Raw genomic sequence first — 17823 nt, 5'->3', positions numbered from 1 at the left:
GGCGATGTGTCCGTACCCGGGGACGTGCCGGGGGCGGCGGGGCGCGTCATCGGGCCGTCAGGTGGGCGGCGAGGGAGTCGAGGTTGTCGACGAGGTCCCAGCCGGTGTCGTCGAGGTCGATCTCGACGCCGTACTCGTCCTCCACCGCGTCGATCAGGCGCATCCGGGACAGCGAGCTGAGCCCGAGGTCGGTGAGGGGCAGGGTGGTGGCGAGGGCCTGGTCCGCGGTGATCGCGCCGTCCGAGGACTCCGCGACCAGTTGGGCCAGGCGCTGCTTGATCACGAGCTGGGTCACAGCGATCCCTCCGTCACGACGGCGACGTCGCGGCTCTCGGCGAGCAGCCGGTCGGCCTCCGCCTCGGTCAGCTGGTCGATCTCGGCGAGCAGGGCGTCCTCAAGGGCCTGCGCGACGCCCGCCACCGTCCCGTGGTCGAACAGCGTCCTGATCGGCAGGTCCACGTCGGTGGCCGCCCGGAGCCTGGCGATCACCTTCACGGCCAGCAGCGAGTGGCCGCCGAGCGTGAAGAAGTCGTCCATGGCGCCGACGTCGGGCACCGCGAGGACCTCCGTGAAGACCTCGGCGACCAGGACCTCCGCGTCGGTGCGCGGGGCGACCGCCGCCGCGGTCCTGGCGGGTGCCGGCAGTGCGGCCCGGTCCAGCTTCCCGCCGGGGGTGAGCGGCAGCGCGTCCAGCTCGACCCACACCGCGGGCACCAGGTGCGGCGGCAGCGCGGCGCGCAACTCCTCGGCGAGCGGCGCCGGATCGCCGACGGTGTAGCCGACCAGCGTCTCGCCGTGCACGGCGACGGCTCCGCGGCCGCCGAGCCTGGCCTCGATCTCGCCGGGCTCGATGCGGAAGCCGCGCAGCTTGACCTGGTCGTCGAGGCGGCCGAGGAACTCCAGTTGCCCGTCGGGCCGCAGCCGTGCGCGGTCGCCGCTGCGGTACATCCGGTGGCCGCCGACCTCGGTGAAGCGTTCCGCGGTCAGGTCCGGCCGCCCGAGGTAGCCGTCGGCGAGCCCCGCGCCGCCGATGCACAACTCGCCGGGCGAGCCCGGCGGTACGGCCTCGCCGTGCGGGCCGAGCAGCACGATCCTGGTGCCGCCGATCGGCCGCCCGATCGGCGGCCGCCCGCCGCCGGTCAGCTCCGCGGCCGTCGCGATGACCGTCGCCTCGGTCGGGCCGTAGGTGTTGACCAGCCGCACCCGGTCGCCGAAGCGCCCGCGCCAGCGGGCCACCGCGGCCTCGTGGACCTGCTCGCCGCCGAGGACGACCAGCCGCAGGGTGTCGGGCCAGTCGATCCGGTCGATCTCGTCGACCAGGTGGTGCCAGTACGCGGTCGGCAGGTCGAGCACGGTGACGCCGTCGAGGTGGTCGGTCAGCGTGATCGCGCCCTCGGGCAGCAGGTCGATCCGGGCGCCGGCGGCGAGCGCGGGGAAGACCTCCTCGACGTGGGTGTCGAAGCTCAGCGACGCGAACTGCACGATCCGGTCGCCGGGCCGCAGTTCGTACGCCTCCCGCATCCATGCCACGCGGGCGGCGAGCGCCGGGTGCCCGACCGCGACGCCCTTGGGGACACCGGTGGAGCCCGAGGTGTAGATGACGTACGCCGCGTCGGCCGCCGTCGAGGAGGTCAGCCGCTGCGGCGCCTCCGGCGTCAGGACGACGGAGGCGCCGCTGTCCTGCGCCATGAACGCCAGTCGCTGCTCCGGGTATTCGGGGTCCAGCGGCAGGTAGGCGCTGCCCGCGCGCCAGGCGGCGAGCATCGCGGCGATCGCGTCGACGCTGCGGCCCAGCCGGATGCCGACGACCCCGCCGCGCGGCAGGCCCGCCGCCAATTCGGCTGCCCGGGCATCCAGTTCCGCGTAGGTGACCAGCCGCTCGCCGCAGGACAGCGCGACGGCGTCCGGACGCTCACGGACCGCCGCCGCGAACAGGTCGGGTACGGAGGGGGTTTCGCCGAGCGGCGGACCCTCCAGGGCCGCGGTGTCCTCGGGAGTGAGGATCGGGATCGCCGAGAAGGGCGTGGCGGTGTGCTCGGGCAGCGACCGCAGCAGGGTGCCGAAGCGCTCGGTGAGCCGGGTGACGGTCGCCGCGTCGAACAGCTCGGCGTCGTAGACGAGGGACAGCAGCAGCTCGGGGCCGTCCTGCCACGCCTCCAGCATCAGGTCGAACTTGGCCTGCTGGAAGCCGCCGTCGAAGGCGGTGCTGCGCATCCCGGCGAAGGCGTCCTCGTCGTGGTCGGCGCCCTGGGTGTGCAGGATCGCCATGGTCTGGAAGAGCGGGGTGCGCGACGGGTCGCGCACCACCCGCAGCTGCGCCGCCAACTCCTCGAAGGGGATGCCCTGGTGGGCGAAGGCGTCCAGGACGTCGCCGCGGGTGCGGTCCAGCAGCTCGGCCACCGTCGGGTCGGCGGCCAGGTCGCCGCGCAGCACCAGCACGTCGGTGAGGTAGCCGATGGCGGGCTCCAGCTCCAGCCGGTCGCGGCCCGCGGTGACGGTGCCGACCAGGATGTCGCTGCCGCCGGTGTGCCGGGCCAGCACCGCCTGGTAGGCGGCGAGCAGCACCATGAACAGGGTGCAGCGGTGCTCGCGGCCGAGCCGCGCGAGGGCCGCCGTCTCCCGCTCGTCGAGCCGCAGCGCGGTGATGCCGCCGCTGCGCTTGGGCACCGCCGCGCGCGGGCGGTCCACCGGCAGCGCGAGCGGCGCGGGGTCGGCGAGCCGCCGCTGCCAGTAGTCGAGCTGCCCGGCGCTGTCCTGGCCGCGCTGCCAGATCGCGATGTCGCCGAACTGCACCGGCAGCGGCGGGAGCTCGCGCCCCGAGTAGAGCGCGGCCAGCTCGTCGTAGAGGATGTTCAGCGACCAGCCGTCGCCGAGGATGTGGTGCATCACCAGGCACACCACGTGGTCGTCGTCGGCGATCCTGATCAGGCTCGCCCGCAGCGGCGGGGCCGCGCCGAGGTCCAGCGGGGTGTTGGTCCTGGCCGACACCATGGCGAAGGCCGCGTTCTCGTCGGCCGCCCGCAGCAGCTCCACCGGCACCGGCCGCGGCGGTTCGACGACCGCCGCGGGCGCACCGTCCACCTCGGGGAAGCGGGTGCGCAGGATCTCGTGCCGCGCGGTCACCGCGTCGAGCGCGCCGCGCAGCGCGGCCTCGTCCAGCGGACCGCGCAGCCGCTTGGCCAACCACATGTTGTACGAGGCGTCCTGCGGGTCGAGCCTGGCCAGGAACCACAGCCGCTCCTGCGCGAAGGACAGCGGCGCCTGCGTGCCGGCGGGCCGGGGCACGGGCGCCGAGACCGTCCCGGGCACGGCCGCCTCGACCAGCGCCGCCAGTTCCTCGACGACCGGGTGCCGGAAGACGTCGCCCATCGGGATCACCGCGCCGGTCCGTGCGCCGAGCCGCGCGGTGAGCATCGCGGCACGCAGCGAGTGGCCGCCCAGCGCGAAGAAGTCGTCGTCGGCGCGGACGTCCTCGGCGTCCAGCACCTCGGCGAAGACCTCGGCGACGAGCTTCTCCGCCTCGGTCCGCGGCGGCCGGCCGCCCGCGGTCCGCCGCTCGTCGCCCGGGCGGGGGAGGGCCTTGCGGTCCACCTTGCCGTTGGGCGTCAGCGGCAGCGCGTCCAGGCCGACGTACTGCGCGGGCACCATGTAGCCGGGCAGCAGGCGGGCCACGTGCTCGCGCAGGGCGTCCTGCAGCCCGGAGTCCGCGCTCTGCTCGGCCACGTAGAAGGCCACCAGGTTCTCGTCCCTGACGGCGACCACGGCCTGCCGCACTCCGGGGCCGGTCTCCAGGGCGGCGGCGACCTCGCCCAACTCGATGCGGTGGCCGCGCAGTTTGACCTGGTCGTCGGAGCGGCCGAAGAACTCCAGGGTGCCGTCGGGCAGCCGGCGGACGACGTCGCCCGTGCGGTACAGACGCCCCGAGCCGGGGACGTCGACGAAGCGCTCGGCGGTCAGCTCGGGCCGCCCGAGGTAGCCGTCGGCGACCCCGGCGCCGCCGATGAGCAGTTCGCCGGGTACGCCGATCGGGACCGGGGCGCCGTGCGGATCGACCACGTGGACCGAGGTGTTGGCGATCGGGGTGCCGACGGTGATGCGCTGCGGGTGCTCGGGCACCTCCCAGGCGGTGGACCAGACGGTGGTCTCGGTGGGTCCGTAGACGTTGACCAACCTGCTGGTTCTGGACCGCAGTTCGCGCGCGAGCCGGAGCGGCAGCGGTTCGCCGCCGGTCAGCCCCGCCACCCGCGGGAAGTCGCCGGTGAGCAGCACCCGCCAGCCCGAGGGGGTGGCCTGGACGTGGGTGACGCCCTCGTCCCTGATCAGCCCCGCCAGCGTGCCGCCGTCGCGCGAGGTCGCGGCGTCGGCGACGACCACCCGGCCGCCGGTGACCAGCGGCAGGTACAGCTCAAGGGCGGAGATGTCGAAGGACAGCGAGGTCAGCGCCAGCCACCGGTCCCGCGGTGTGCTGCCGACCAGGGTCCGCATCGCCAGCAGGAAGTTGGCCAGCGCCCGGTGCGGCACGACCACCCCCTTGGGGTTGCCGGTCGACCCCGAGGTGTAGAGCACGTACGCGGTGTCGCCGGGCCGCGGCCGCCCCTCGGGGACCTGCCCCGGCCCGGCGTCCAGGACGTGGTCCAGGTCCGCGTCGGTGAGGACCAGCGCGGCCCCGCAGTCCTCGACGACGTACGCGATGCGGGCCGCCGGATACTCCGGGTCGACCGGTACGTACGCGGCCCCGGACATCGCCACGCCGAGCAGCGCCACCACCATCTCGGCCCGCCGCGAGGTCTGCACGGCCACCAGCGCGCCGCGGCCGACCCCCCGCTCCCGCAGGTCACCCGCCAACGCGGCCGCCACACCGACCAGTTCGCGGTAGGTGAGCACGACCGAGCCGGCGACGACGGCGACCGCGTCCGGGTCGGCCGCGGCCCGGTCCAGCACCAGGTCGACCAGCGTCACCGCGGGCAGTTCGACGCCGGTGTTGTTCCAGGCGTCGAGCAGGTCGCGTTCCTGCGGCGGCAGCAACTCCAGTTGCCCGACCGGTCGTTGCGGGTCGGCCAGCACCGAGCCGAGCAGGTGCACGAAGCGGTCGGCCATCCGCCGGGCGGTGCCGTGGTCGAACAGGTCGGTGCTGTGGATCAGGAAGGCGACCATGCTGCCGTCGGGCTGCTCGTACAGGTCGAGCGACAGGTCGCAGCGCGCCGAGTGCCAGCCCAGCGGGAAGGGCTCGGCGGCCAGGCCCGGCAGCGGCTCGGCGACCGAACCGTGCGTGTGCAGGGCGAACATCGCCTGGTAGAGCGGGGTCCTGCTCAGATCGCGCTCGATGCCGAGCGCGCCGACGAGATGCTCGAAAGGCACGTCGGGGTGGGCGAGCGCGGCCAGCACGTTGCGCCGGGTGGCCCGCAGCAGGTCGCCGAAGGACGGGTCGCCCGCCAGGTCGCAGCGCAGCACCATCGTGGTGGACAGGAAGCCGACCACGCGTTCGAGCTCGGGCCTGCCCCGCCCGGCGGCAGGTGTGCCGACGCAGAAGTCGCTCTGCCCGCTGTGCCGGGCCAGCAGCACCTGGTAGGCGGTCAGCAGCACCATGTACGGGGTGCAGCGCGACTGCCGGGCCAACTCCCGTATCGCGTCCGCCGTTTCCACCGGCAGCTCGAACCGGACGTCGCCGCCCTCGGTGCTGCGCTCCGCGGGCCGCGGCCGGTCGGTGGGCAGGTCCAGGTCGGGCGCCCCGGCCAGCCGCTCGATCCACCAGCCGGGATCGGCGGGTTCGCCGGCCGCGGCGACCACGTCGCCGTACTGGAGAGGGAGTTCGGGCAGCGGCTGCCCGGCGTAGTGGGTCGCGATCTCGTCCCGCAGCACGTTGAACGACCAGCCGTCGCCGTTGATGTGGTGCAGGACGACGCACAGCACGTGGTCGTCGTCGGCCAGCCGGACCAGCGTGACCCGCAGCGGCGGCGCGGCGCCCAGGTCGAACGGGGTGTTGGCGCGCGCGGCGACGATCCGCTCGGCGTCCGCCACCGTCTCGGCTCCGACCGACTCGACGTCCACAGGCTCGGGTTCCTCGACGACGGCCCGCGGCTCCCCGTCCTGGGCGGTGAAGCGGGTCCGCAGCGCGTCGTGCCGTGCCACGACGGCGGTGAAGGCCGCCCGCAACGCGTCCGGATCGAGCACGCCCCGCACCCGGTAGGCGTACCCGGCGTTGTGCGAGGGGTCCTTCGGGTCGAACTGGTGCAGGAACCACAGTCTTTGCTGCCCGAACGAGAGCGGTCCGGTCTTCACAGGTGTCTCCACGTGCTGTGCTGGCGTGTCCGGGGTACGGCGTGCGGGGTGGCGGATCCGGCTCCGGCGCGGTCGGCGTCAGGGAGGGATCTGCTGCGGCCGGGGGATCGTGGCCGGGGAAATCGGAACTTTCGATTTCGTAAATCAGGCCGACACATTCGAAAGGGTTGACGGCTCTGGGCGACAATGCCAGGGTGAGCGCGCTCAGTCAATGAGCTGTTGTAGGGGGTTTGCTCGCCTTCAGACGGAGCCGATTCCTTCACTTTGCCGGTGGCAGGCCGGTGCGTACCAGGGGGAACAGCACGTGAGCACGACCCTGTCCGAATTGTTGCGGGCGCGCGCGACCGCAGAACCCGACCGTGACGCCCTAAAAGTTGCGGGGTCCGGTGCACTGACTTTCCGAAACTGGTGGCGCCGCTCCGATGCGGTGGCGGCGGGTCTGCTGCGGCGCGGGGTCGCGCCGGGGGACCGGGTCGGGCTGGTCTTCGGCAGCCCCGACTGGCTGGAGTACGCCGTCGCCTTCTTCGGCGTCCTGAAGGCCGGGGCCGTCGCGGTGCCGCTCTCCGACCGGCTGAGCAGCACCGACCTCGACGCGATGCTCGCGCACTGCGGCGCCTCGCTGGTGCTGCGGGCCGGCGCTCTGCCCACCGCCGAAGGCCCGGTCGGGCTGCCGGAGCCCGGCGACCTGGCGCAGATCCTCTACACCTCGGGAACCACCGGGCGCCCCAAGGGAGTTGCCGCGACCCACGCGAACCTCGGCTACGGCTGGGGCGGCCGGCGCAGGCCCTTCGCCCACTCCCACACCCTCGCGCACGCCTTCCCGATCGGCACCAACGCCGGGCAGTGGATGCTGGCCAACGCGGTCGGCGCCCACCCTGCCGTGCTGACCCTGGGCCACTTCACCCCCGGTCGCTTCGCCCGGATGATCGAGGAGCACCGGGTCGGCACCGTCTTCCTGGTCCCCACCATGGCGATCGAACTGCTCGCCGCCGGGGCGCACCTGAAGTCGGACCTGTCCAGCGTGCTGCTGCTCGGCTCGGCCGCGGCCCCGCTGCCCGGCAAGGTCGCCGCCGAGCTGACCGCGGCCTTCCCGCGGGCGACGATCGCCAACTACTACACCTCCACCGAGGCGGCACCGGCGCAGACCGTGATGCTCTACGACCCCGAGCGCCCGTCGAGCGTCGGCCGCCCCGCGTCCGGCGGCGCCGTCAAGGTCGCCACCGCGGACGGCGATCCGCTGCCCGCCCGCGCCACCGGCGAGGTGTGGATGCGCTCGCCCACCGCGTCGCGCAGCTACTACGGCGACGCGGCCGCCTCCGAGGGCGTCTTCCGCGGCGGCTGGGTGCGGATGGGCGACCTGGGCTACGTCGACGAGGACGGCTACCTCTACCTGGTCGACCGGGAGAGCGACGTCGTCAAGTCCGGTGCGCACAAGGTCTCGACGCTGCACGTCGAGGAGGCGGTCTACGAGCACCCCGGCGTGGTCGAGGCCGCGGCCTTCGGGGTGCCGCACCCCGCGCTCGGCAAGGCGGTCGCGGTCGCCGTCGTCGGCAGCGTCGACCACACGGACCTGCGGGCCTTCCTCAGATCCCGGCTGGCCCCCCACGAACTGCCGCAGCACCTGATCACGCTCGACGCCCTGCCCCGCAACCAGGGCGGCAAGGTGGACAAACGCGCGCTCCGAGAGGTCGTCCGATGAACAGCCAGCTCTCCTACACCCAGCATGGAATGTGGATCGCCGCGCGGACGGGCGCCGGCACCGCTTACCACATGCCGATCGTGGTGACCCTCGACGCGGCCCCGGACCGCGGCGCCCTGGCCAAGGCCTGCCGGGCGGTCGTCGAACGGCACCCGTTGCTCGGCTGCGCGCTGCGGGACGGCGACGGCGACCCGGTGCTGGTGCCGGCGGCCGAGCTGCCCGGGCTGGAGGAGGCCGGCTCGGTCGAGGAGGCCGTCACCCGGCCGTTCGACCTGGCCCGCGGCCCGCTGGTGCGGTTCGCGCTGGTCGGCGACGAGACCCTGGTCGTCGTCGCGCACCACCTGGTCTTCGACGGCCAGTCCAAGGACCTGCTGGTCGCCGACCTGGCCGCTTACTACGAGGGCAGCACACCGGCCGAGTTGGAGCACTCCGACCACGCCGGGCGGTCCGCTGCGCAGCGCGAGCGGGTGGAGGCGCTGCTGCCGGAGGCCACCGCCTTCTGGGCCGGGCGCTGGCACGAGCCGGACGCCACGGCGGTGCCCGGCGGCTCGCTGCGGTCCCGCCGGGCCGCGGCGGCCGAGGCCAGCCGGTTCCCGCTGGAGATACCCCGGTGGGACGCGGTGACGCAGTTCGAGGTGCTGGTCGCGGCCGTGCACGTGCTGCTCGCCTCGTACGGCAACGCCGAGGTGGCCACCGCCCTGGACCTGTCGACCCGCACCGAGCGGGAGGCCGGCCACGTCGGCCCGTACGTCAACGAACTCCCGCTGTTCTCCCGGCCGTCGGCGGACACGCCGTTCGCGCGGTTCGCTGCGGACGTACGCGCCGAGCTGCGCGGGATCTACCGCTACCGGGAGGTGCCACTGGCCCGCGCGGTGCCCGGGCTGCGGCCGCACGCCGCGCTCGCCCCGGTGTCGATCAGCTACCGGCGGCTGCCGGGCACCGCGAGCCCGCTGGGCGAGGTGCAGTGGCTGGCCGCCAACGGCAGCGTGCGGGGCGCGCTGCAACTCCAGGTCGCGCACGGGCCGTCGGGCGCGGTCGCGAGCCTGCGCCACGACCCGCTGGAGCTGCCCGACGCCGGGCGCTTCGCCGCAGACCTGGCCGGGCTGCTCGCGGCGGTCGCCGCCGACCCGCAGCGGCCGCTGGGCGAGCTGGTGGACTTCGCACCGGCGCTTCCCGCGACGGTGGCCGAGCCGCAGGCCCCGGCGGCGCCGGCCGACGCGGGCGACCCGCTGGTCGCGCAGGTCAGGGAGATCTGGGAGCAGGTCCTTGAGCGCTCGCCGATCGGCCCGCACGAGGACATCTTCGACCTGGGCGGCCACTCGCTGACCATCACCCAGATCATCGCCAGGATGCAGCAGCAACTCGGCGTGGAGATCGGCCTGGACGACTTCTTCGACAACTCCACGATCGCCGGCGTGGTCGCCGTGGTCCGGCGGTGAGCGCCCCCGCCCCGCTCCGGGAGCGCTCCCATGGCGACGCCCCGGCGAAGTCCCCGCTCACCGGCCTGTCCGACCAGGACCTGTCGCTGATGCTGACCATCCGCGCCTTCGAGTCCACGCTGCTCGACCTGTTCGACCGCGGCATGCTCAACGGCACCACCCACACCTGCCTCGGCCAGGAGTACGTGCCCGTGGCGCTCGAAGGGCTGCTGGCTCCGGGCGACCACGTGTTCAGCAACCACCGCGGGCACGGCCACTACCTGGCCAGGCACCGCGACCCCGAGGGCCTGCTCGCGGAGATCATGGGCCGCAGCGGAGCCGTCTGCGGCGGGGTGGGCGGCAGCCAGCACATCCGGCGGGACCGCTACCTGTCGACCGGCGTCCAGGGCGAGAGCCTGCCGGTGGCCTGCGGCGTCGCCCTGCACCTGAAGCGCACCGAACCCGGCGCGCTGGCCTGCGTCTACGTCGGCGACGGGACCTTCGGCGAGGGCGCGGTCTACGAGGCGCTGAACATCGCCTCGCTGTGGGACCTGCCGCTGCTGGTCGTCGTGGAGAACAACGGCATCGCCCAGTCCACCCCGCTGGCCGCGAACATGGCGGGCAGCATCGCCGGCAGGGCCGCGGCCTTCGACATCGAGCACCGCCGCGTCGACACCGTCGACGTCACCGCGATCCGCCGCCAGTTGGACCCCGCGGTCCGCGCGGTCCGCGAAGGGCGGCCGCTGGTCGTGGAGTTCGCCACGCACCGGCTCGGCCCGCACAGCAAGGGCGACGACACCCGCAGCGCCCAGGACATCGCCGAGGCGCGCGCGGCCGACTGGTACCCGCGATACGCCGCAGCCGACCCCGAGCGGTTCGCCCGGCTGGACGCGGCGGCCCGGGCGCACATCGACGCCGTGGCCGCTGACGTCGTCGCGAGGGAGCCGTCATGAGGGTCGCGGAGAACCTCAACGCGGCGCTGCACGGCCTGATGGAGCGCGAGCCCGGCCTGTACCTGCTGGGCGAGGACGTCGTGGACCCCTACGGCGGCGCCTTCAAGATCACCCGCGGGCTCTCGGAGCGCTTCCCCGGGCGGGTGCTGTCCACCCCGATCAGCGAGAACGCGATCACCGGTGTCGCCGCCGGCCTCGCCCTGGCCGGCGACAGCGCGATCGTCGAGATGATGTTCGGCGACTTCACCGCGCTGGCCTTCGACCAGCTGGTCAACTTCGCCGCCAAGTCCGTGACGATGTACGGCGAGCGGCTGCCGATGCGGATGGTCGTCCGCTGCCCGGTCGGCGGCGGCCGCGGCTACGGCCCCACGCACAGTCAGAGCCTGCAGAAGCACTTCGTCGGCGTCCCCGGGCTCGCGCTGTACGAGGCGTCGCCCTTCCGCGACCACGCCGACGTCCTCGCCGAGATGCTCGAACGCGCCGAGCCCTGCGTCCTGTTCGAGGACAAGGTGCTCTACACCCGGCCGATGTACGAGGTCGAGCCGCCGTTCGCGCTGCGGGCGGACGGGGGCACCGCCGAGGTGTCGCTGCCGGGAGTGCGGCCGGACTGCGTGGTCGTCGCGGGCGGCGGGGTCGCGCACCGGGTACTGGACGCGATGCGCTCGCTGCTGGTCGAGGAGGAGATCGTCTGCACCCTGCTGGTGCCCTCCCGCATCTACCCCGTCGAGCTCGAACTGCCCGACGTGCGGCAGGTCTTCGTGGTCGAGGAGGGCACCGCGGGCGGCACCTGGGGCGCGGAGGTCGCGCACGTCGTCCACCAGCGGCACTGGGCGCGGCTCGACGGCCCGGTCACGCTCGTCCACTCGGCGGACTCGGTCATCCCCACCGCCGCCCACCTGGAGCGCGAGGTGCTGGTCAGCGCCCGCGACGTCCACCGCACGATCCGGGAGAAGCTCCGTGGCTGAGCTGCTGGTGCCCAAGCTGAACAGCAACGACACCGACTACGTCCTGACCGACTGGCTGGTCGGGGACGGCGAGCCGGTCGGCGCCGGGGACCCGGTCGCGGTGGTGGAAACCTCCAAGGCGACCGAGGAGCTGGAGGCGGCGGAGTCCGGCACGCTGCACCACCTCGTCGCGGCCGGTGCCCGCTGCCGCCCGGGCCGGCCCATCGCCGACGTGCGCGACGGCGCGGCACCGGCCCGTACCGCCGAGGCGCCGCCCGCGGCCGCCGCGCAGCCCGCCGGCGGCCCGCTGGTCACCCGGCCCGCACAGGCCCTCGCCGACGAACTCGGCGTCACCGCACAGCAGATCGCAGCACTCGGCCTGGCGGTCGTGCGCCGCGAGGACGTCGAGGCACTGCGGCCCGCAGCCGCGCCCGCCGCGGACGCGCCCGCCGGTGTCCCGCTGACCCGCGTCCAGCAGGGCGTCGCCCGGGCCGTGGAGATCTCGCACCGGACCATCCCGGCCGCCTACACCGTGGTGCGCATGGACCTCGGCCCGGCACGCGCGCACGCGGTCCGGCTGACCAGGGCCGTCCGCAGGCCGGTCGGCCTCGCCGAGCTGTTCGTGCAGCAGGTCGCCGCGCTGCACGCCGGCTTCCCGCGCTTCTTCGCCGCCATCGACGGCAGCACCGCGACGCTCGCCGACGCCCCGCACATCGGCGTGACCGTCGACCTCGGCGAGGGCCTCTACGTGCCGTGCGTCCGCGACCCCAGAGCCCTGACGACCGCCGAGATCGCCACCCGGATGATGGCCTACCGGATCGCCGCGACCAGCGGCACCTTCCGGGAGAGCGACCTCGGCGGCGCCAACTTCGTCATCACCCTGCACACCGACGGGGACGTGGTGCTGGCCGTCCCCTTCGTCTTCCCCGGCACCGTCTGCGCGCTCGCGGTCACCTCGCCCGCCGACGGTTCGCCCGCCAACATCGGGCTCGCCTACGACCACCGGCTGATCAACGGGCGGGACGCCGCGCTGTTCCTGCACGCACTGAAGAACTCCATGGAAGGGCTCGCCTGATGCCGGCCGTCGAACTGTCCGAGGCGAAGCGGGAACTGCTCAGACGCCGGCTCAGCGGCCGGCGGGAGGCACCGGCGGTGCCCGTACGGCCCGAGGGGGAGCGCCCGTTGCTCGCCCCCGCCCAGGAACCCCTGTGGTTCATGGAGCAGTACATGCCGGGCACCGCCACCTACACCATCGCGCTCGCGGTACGGCTGCGCGGCCCGCTGGACATCGCACGGCTGGAGGCGGCGCTCGCCGAACTCCCGCGCCGGCACGACAGCCTGCGCCACCGCTTCCCCGCCGACGCCGAAGGCCATCCGGCCGTCCACGTCGCCGAGTCGGCCGCCGTGCCGCTGGCCCGCGCGGCCGCGTCCGGCGACCAGGAGACCGTCGCGGCGATCGACGCCGAGTGCGCCGTCCCGCTCGACCCCGCGAACGGGCCGCTGCTGCGGGCGCTGCTGGTCGCCCGCGGCACCGACGACCACGTGCTGGCGCTGCTGGTCCACCACCTCGTCGCCGACGGCCAGTCCGCCCAGCTGCTGGTCCGCGACCTCGTGGCCCTTTACCGCGTCGAGAGCCCGCAGCCGCCCGCGGTCCGCTTCCGCGACATCGCGGCCTGGCAGCGCGAGCGCCCCCTGGAGCGGGAGTCCGGCTACTGGCGGCGCCAACTCGCCGGCCTGCCACGCCTGGAGCTGACGACCGACCTGCCGCGCCCGGCCCGGCAGCGCTTCGAGGGCGCCTCCGTCGTCAGGGTCCTCGACCCGGCGCTCACCGCGGAACTGGCCGAACTGGGCAACCGGCACGGGGCGACCCGCTTCATGGTCGTGCTCGCCGCCTTCGAGACGCTGCTGTCCCGCAGTACCGGGCAGCGGCACTTCGGCGTCGGCACCCCGGTCGCCGGGCGGACCAGGGCCGAGTTCGAGTCCGTGGTCGGCATGTTCGTCAACACCCTCGTGCTGCAGGCGCGGTTGGACGACGACCCGACCTTCGCCGAGCTGCTGGCCAGGACCAGGGACGTGGTGATCGACGCCCTGGACCACCAGGAGCTGTCCTTCGCCCGGCTGGTCGAGGAGATGAACGTGCCGCGCGACCCGAGCCGGCAGCCGCTGGTCGACGCGCTGTTCTCGATGCACGACTTCCCCGTGGCGACCGGCGCGGACGGCGGCGCCGAGATCCAGGTCAGCGACTACCCGCTCACCCCCGGCTCCTCCCGGCACGACCTGGAGCTGTACGTCGTACCGACCGGCGACGGCGGCCTCGGCTGCACCTTCACCTACAAGACCTCGCTGTTCACCGCGGCCACCATGACCCGGATGGCCGGCCACCTGGAGACGCTGCTGCGGGCCGCCGTCGCCGCCCCGGACACCCCGGTCAGCCGGCTGCCGATGCTGGACGACGCGGAACGCGCGCTGCTGGCCGGCTGGAACGACACCGCCGCCGACTTCCCCGCCGACCGCACCCTGCACGGCCTGGTCGCCGACCAGGTGCGCCGCACCCCCGGCGCGACGGCCGTCACCTTCGGCGGCGGCTCGCTGACCTACGCCCAACTCGACGCGCGCGCCAACCAGGTGGCGCACCGGCTGATCGCCGAGGGCGTCGGCCCGGGGTCGCTGGTCGCGGTCTGCGCCGAGCGCTCCCTCGACCTGCCCGTCGCCCTGCTCGGCACCCTCAAGACCGGCGCCGCCTACGTACCGCTCGACCCCGAATACCCGGCGGAGCGCCTGCAGTTCATGCTCTCCGACGCCGCCGCGCCGGTCGTCCTCACCCAGCGCAGGCTGGTCGAGCGCAGCGCGCAGGGCGCGTTGGGCGACACGGCCGGCACCGTGAGCGCACTCGCGGGCTGCGACGCCACCGTCCTGGTCCTCGACGACCCGGGGCCGTGGGAGGGGCAGCCGGCCACCGCCCCACAAGCCGCGGGCGACCCGGCGTCGGCCGCGTACATGATCTACACCTCGGGTTCCACCGGTCGCCCGAAGGGGGTGCCCAACGCGCACCGCGGGATCGTCAACCGCCTGGACTGGATGCAGAAGCGGTACCCGCTGACCGCCGCCGACTCGGTGCTGCAGAAGACCCCCGCGAGCTTCGACGTGTCGGTGTGGGAGTTCTTCTGGCCGCTGCTGGCCGGTGCCCGGCTGGTGCTCGCCGAGCCCGGCGGCCACCGCGACCCCGGCTACCTGCGGGCGCTGGTCGCCGCGGAGGGCATCACCACCGCCCACTTCGTCCCGTCCATGCTCGGGCTGTTCCTGTCCGACAACGCCGACGCCCCCGCGGCCGGCTGCGCCTCGCTGCGCCGGATCATCTGCAGCGGCGAGGAGCTGCCGGTCGACCTGGCGCAGCGCTGCCTGCGGACGCTGCCGGACACCGAGCTGCACAACCTCTACGGCCCCACCGAGGCCGCCATCGACGTCTCGTCGTGGCAGTGCACCCCGGCAGCGCTGGCCGGGCGGGCACGGGTGCCCATCGGCAGCCCCATCCAGAACGTCACGATGCACATCCTGGACGCGCACCGCGAACCCGTGCCGGTCGGCGTACCGGGGGAGTTGCACCTCGGCGGGGTCGCGGTGGCGCTCGGCTACCACCGGCGGCCCGAGCTGACCGCCGAGCGCTTCGCCGGCGGCCTCTACCGCACCGGGGACGCGGCACGCCGGCTGCCCGACGGCACCGTCGAATTCCTCGGCCGGCTCGACAACCAGGTCAAGCTGCGCGGCCTGCGGATCGAACTCGGCGAGATCGAGGCCGCGTTGCGCGACCGGGCGGGCGCCCGCGAGGCGGCCGTCGTGGTCAGCGCGGACCAGCGGCTGATCGCCTACCTCGTCGGCGGCCCCGAGGACGCCGCCCAGGCCCGCGACGCGGTCCGCGGCACCCTGCCCGACTACATGGTGCCCTCGCACGTCGTCGCCCTCGACGCCCTGCCGCTGACCCCCAACGGCAAGCTCGACCGCAAGGCGCTGCCGGAACCCGAGGTCACCGCGGCCGCGTACCGCGCACCGGTCACCGAGGCGGAGCGGGCCGTCGCCGCGGTGTGGGCGGAGGTCCTGGAGGCCGAACAGGTCGGCCTGGACGACGACTTCTTCGACCTCGGCGGCCACTCGCTGCTGGCCATCCAGGCGGTGGCGAAGCTGCGGGCCGTACTCCCCGCGGGCGGCCGCCCGGTGGGCCTGGTCGACATGTTCTCGCTGCGCACGGTCGCCGAACTCGCCGCATTCGCCTCGCAGTCCGCCCCCGAGGGACCGCGGCAACTGCTCCAGCGGCTCACCCCGCAGCGCCGCGCCACCGCCACCGTCACCTACGTCTGCGTGCCCTACGGCTCCGGCAGCGCGATCGTCTACCAGCCGCTCGCCGACCAACTGCCGCTGAACGAGGCCCTCTACGCGCTGTCCATCCCCGGCAACGACATCGGACTCGACGAGGACCCGATGGAGTTCGACGAGCTGGCCGCGCGGACCACCGAGGAGATCCTGGCGATCGAGGGGCCGCTGGTCATCTACGGCCACTGCGGCGTCGGCGCCGCGCTCGCCGTCGAGCTGTCCCGCCGCGTCGAAGCCGCGGGCCGGGCCGTCGAGGCCTGCTACATCGGGGCGATCTTCCCCTTCGCCAAGCCCGGCGGCCTGTGGCGCGGCCTCACCCGCCCGGAGTTCTTCGAGCGGCTGCGCAGCAGCCAGAGCGACCTGGACTCGCTCAAGGCCCGCGGAGTCGACCTGGACGAACTCGACCCCGCCGTCGCCGACCGGATCATCAGGACGATGCGGCACGACTCCAAGGCCGCGGAGGAGTACTTCACCACCCTCTTCGACACCCCCGACCTGCGCAAACTCGACGCGCCCATCATCTCGGTGGTCGGCGAGCGCGACCCGGCGACGCAGCTGTACGAGGAGCGCTTCAGGGAGTGGCGCTCCTTCACCGGCACCTCGGCGCTCGTCGTCCTCGACGAGGGCGGCCACTTCTTCCTGCGCTACCGCGCCGAGGAACTGGCCTCGGTGATCAGGACGCACACCCGGCTCGGCGACCCGCCGCCGCGTACCGCGTCCGACACCTGGTGGATCGAGGACATCGCCACCGCCGAGTCCGAGGCGGCCGCCAAGGCCGGGGCGGCCTCCGGGGTACGGCCCAGCATGGGCCGCTTCCTGACCATCGCCGCCGGCCAGCAGATCTCGCTGATCGGCTCGGCACTGACCGGCTGGGCGCTGCCGCTGACCGTCCTGGTCGACCACAAGTCCCTCGCGCAGTTCTCCCTGCTCGCGGTGCTCAACCTCGCCGGCCTGCTGATCTCGCCGCTCGCCGGCGCGATCGTGGACCGCGGCAGCCGCAGGACCGTCATGCTCGCCGCCGACTGCGCCTCCGGCGCGATCGAGGCGCTGCTCGCCGTCCTGCTGCTCACCGGCGGCATCCACCTGTGGCAGATCTACCTGCTGGTCACGGCACTGTCGATCAGCACGACCTTCCAGCGGCTCGCCTACGGCTCCGCGGTGCCGCAACTGGTCCCCAAGCAGTACCTGGGCCACGCCATCGGCGTCACGCAGATGACCAACGGCGTCGCCCAGCTCGTCGTCCCGCTGATCGCCGCGGGCCTGCTGAACGTCATGGGCCTGGGCGGCATCGTCGTCATCGACGTCGTCAGCTACGCCTTCGCCATCGGCGTGGTGCTCCTCGTCCGCTTCCCCGACACCCTGCCCTGGCGGCCCAGGGAGCCGCTGACCACGGAGATCGCCAAGGGCTTCAGCTACACCTGGCGGGACCGCGGGCTGCGCTCGATCCTCACCTACTTCGCCGTGCTCAACATCTTCCTGTCCCCGCTGCTGCTGCTCGTCTCGCCGCTGGTGCTGTCCTTCGCCACGCTCGGCGACGTCGGCCGGGTCTCGGTGGTCAGCGGCCTGGGCGTCATGCTCGGCGGTACGACGATGGCGCTGTGGGGCGGGCCGCGCAGCCGCCGCTTCCAGGGCGTGCTGATCACCACGCTGTGCATGGCCGCCGGCGGCGTCCTGGTCAGCCTGCGCCCCTCGCTGTGGCTGATCGGCGCCGGCGCCTTCGCGCTGACCTACTTCCTGACCGTCATGAACTCCCTCTACACCACGATCGTGCAGCTCAAGGTGCCCTACCGATACCACGGCCGGGTCTTCGCGCTGAACACCCTGGTGGCCTGGTCCACGCTGCCCATCGGCATGGGCCTGGTCGCTCCCTTCGGCTCCGCGCTGTTCAATCGGCTGCTCACCGAGCACGGCGCGCTCGCCTCCAGCGCCGGCGTGGTCGTCGGGACCGGGCCGGGGCGCGGTGTCGCGTTCATGTTCCTGCTCTGCTCGGCCGGCATGGCGCTGGTCGTCGCGGGCGCGCTGCGGATCAGGCGGCTGGCCCGCTTCGACACCGAGATGCCCGACGCGCTGCCGGACGACCTGCTGGGCGTGGAGGCGTTGGCGGAGAAGCGGGAGCCGGTGCCGGTGCCCGTGCCGGTGGGCTGAGGCGGGCCTGTCGTTCCGCC

At 73.9% G+C, this 17823-nt stretch carries 8 protein-coding genes; 6 read left to right on the top strand and 2 right to left on the bottom strand.

Annotated features, from left to right (window positions below; translation table 11 throughout):
* Positions 1–46: 46 nt before the first annotated feature.
* Positions 47–295, bottom strand: a complete 249-nt coding sequence (locus NFU81_RS22530) for an acyl carrier protein (RefSeq protein ID WP_251492737.1) — start codon at positions 293–295, stop codon at positions 47–49.
* A complete protein-coding gene (locus NFU81_RS22525) occupies positions 292–6279 on the bottom strand; it encodes a non-ribosomal peptide synthetase (RefSeq protein WP_251492735.1) in 5988 nt (1995 codons plus the stop codon). Before NFU81_RS22525 ends, NFU81_RS22530 begins: the two co-directional genes overlap by 4 nt.
* A 211-nt stretch (positions 6280–6490) precedes the next feature.
* On the opposite strand from NFU81_RS22525, the gene NFU81_RS22520 reads away from it, so the two are divergent.
* From NFU81_RS22520 to NFU81_RS22495, 6 genes are read left to right on the top strand one after another with little or no spacing between them, the layout of a single operon-like run.
* Positions 6491–7978 (top strand): class I adenylate-forming enzyme family protein, encoded by a 1488-nt coding sequence (locus NFU81_RS22520; RefSeq protein ID WP_422665263.1) that lies wholly within the window; start codon positions 6491–6493, stop codon positions 7976–7978.
* Positions 7975–9417 carry a condensation domain-containing protein gene (locus NFU81_RS22515; RefSeq protein WP_251492731.1) on the top strand — a complete coding sequence of 481 codons (1443 nt, stop codon included), beginning with the start codon at positions 7975–7977 and terminating at the stop codon, positions 9415–9417. The genes NFU81_RS22520 and NFU81_RS22515 overlap by 4 nt, the downstream gene beginning before the upstream one ends.
* Positions 9414–10349, top strand: a complete 936-nt coding sequence (locus NFU81_RS22510; protein ID WP_251492729.1) for a thiamine pyrophosphate-dependent dehydrogenase E1 component subunit alpha — start codon at positions 9414–9416, stop codon at positions 10347–10349. The genes NFU81_RS22515 and NFU81_RS22510 overlap by 4 nt, the downstream gene beginning before the upstream one ends.
* On the top strand, positions 10346–11314 hold the full coding sequence (locus NFU81_RS22505) for an alpha-ketoacid dehydrogenase subunit beta (protein WP_251492727.1): 969 nt from the start codon (positions 10346–10348) through the stop codon (positions 11312–11314). Before NFU81_RS22510 ends, NFU81_RS22505 begins: the two co-directional genes overlap by 4 nt.
* The gene (locus tag NFU81_RS22500) at positions 11307–12368 is read left to right on the top strand and encodes a 2-oxo acid dehydrogenase subunit E2 (RefSeq protein WP_251492725.1); all 1062 of its coding nucleotides are present in this window, start codon (positions 11307–11309) and stop codon (positions 12366–12368) included. The genes NFU81_RS22505 and NFU81_RS22500 overlap by 8 nt, the downstream gene beginning before the upstream one ends.
* On the top strand, positions 12368–17803 hold the full coding sequence (locus tag NFU81_RS22495; protein ID WP_251492723.1) for a non-ribosomal peptide synthetase/MFS transporter: 5436 nt from the start codon (positions 12368–12370) through the stop codon (positions 17801–17803). Before NFU81_RS22500 ends, NFU81_RS22495 begins: the two co-directional genes overlap by 1 nt.
* Positions 17804–17823 lie beyond the last annotated feature (20 nt).

The organism is Actinacidiphila cocklensis (genome assembly GCF_907177275.1).
In the GTDB taxonomy this organism is placed as follows: Bacteria; Actinomycetota; Actinomycetes; order Streptomycetales; family Streptomycetaceae; genus Actinacidiphila; species Actinacidiphila cocklensis.
The sequence above is the reverse complement of the archived record's forward strand: the minus strand, read 5'-3'. Positions and strand labels throughout refer to the sequence as shown.

Bases quoted from the DNA above. Each gene is read 5' to 3' on its own strand.
- NFU81_RS22520 (WP_422665263.1), top strand. From the start codon at position 6,491: ATGAGCTGTTGTAGGGGGTTTGCTCGCCTTCAGACGGAGCCGATTCCT.
- NFU81_RS22515 (WP_251492731.1), top strand. From the start codon at position 7,975: ATGAACAGCCAGCTCTCCTACACCCAGCATGGAATGTGGATCGCCGCG.
- NFU81_RS22505 (WP_251492727.1), top strand. From the start codon at position 10,346: ATGAGGGTCGCGGAGAACCTCAACGCGGCGCTGCACGGCCTGATGGAG.
- NFU81_RS22495 (WP_251492723.1), top strand. From the start codon at position 12,368: ATGCCGGCCGTCGAACTGTCCGAGGCGAAGCGGGAACTGCTCAGACGC.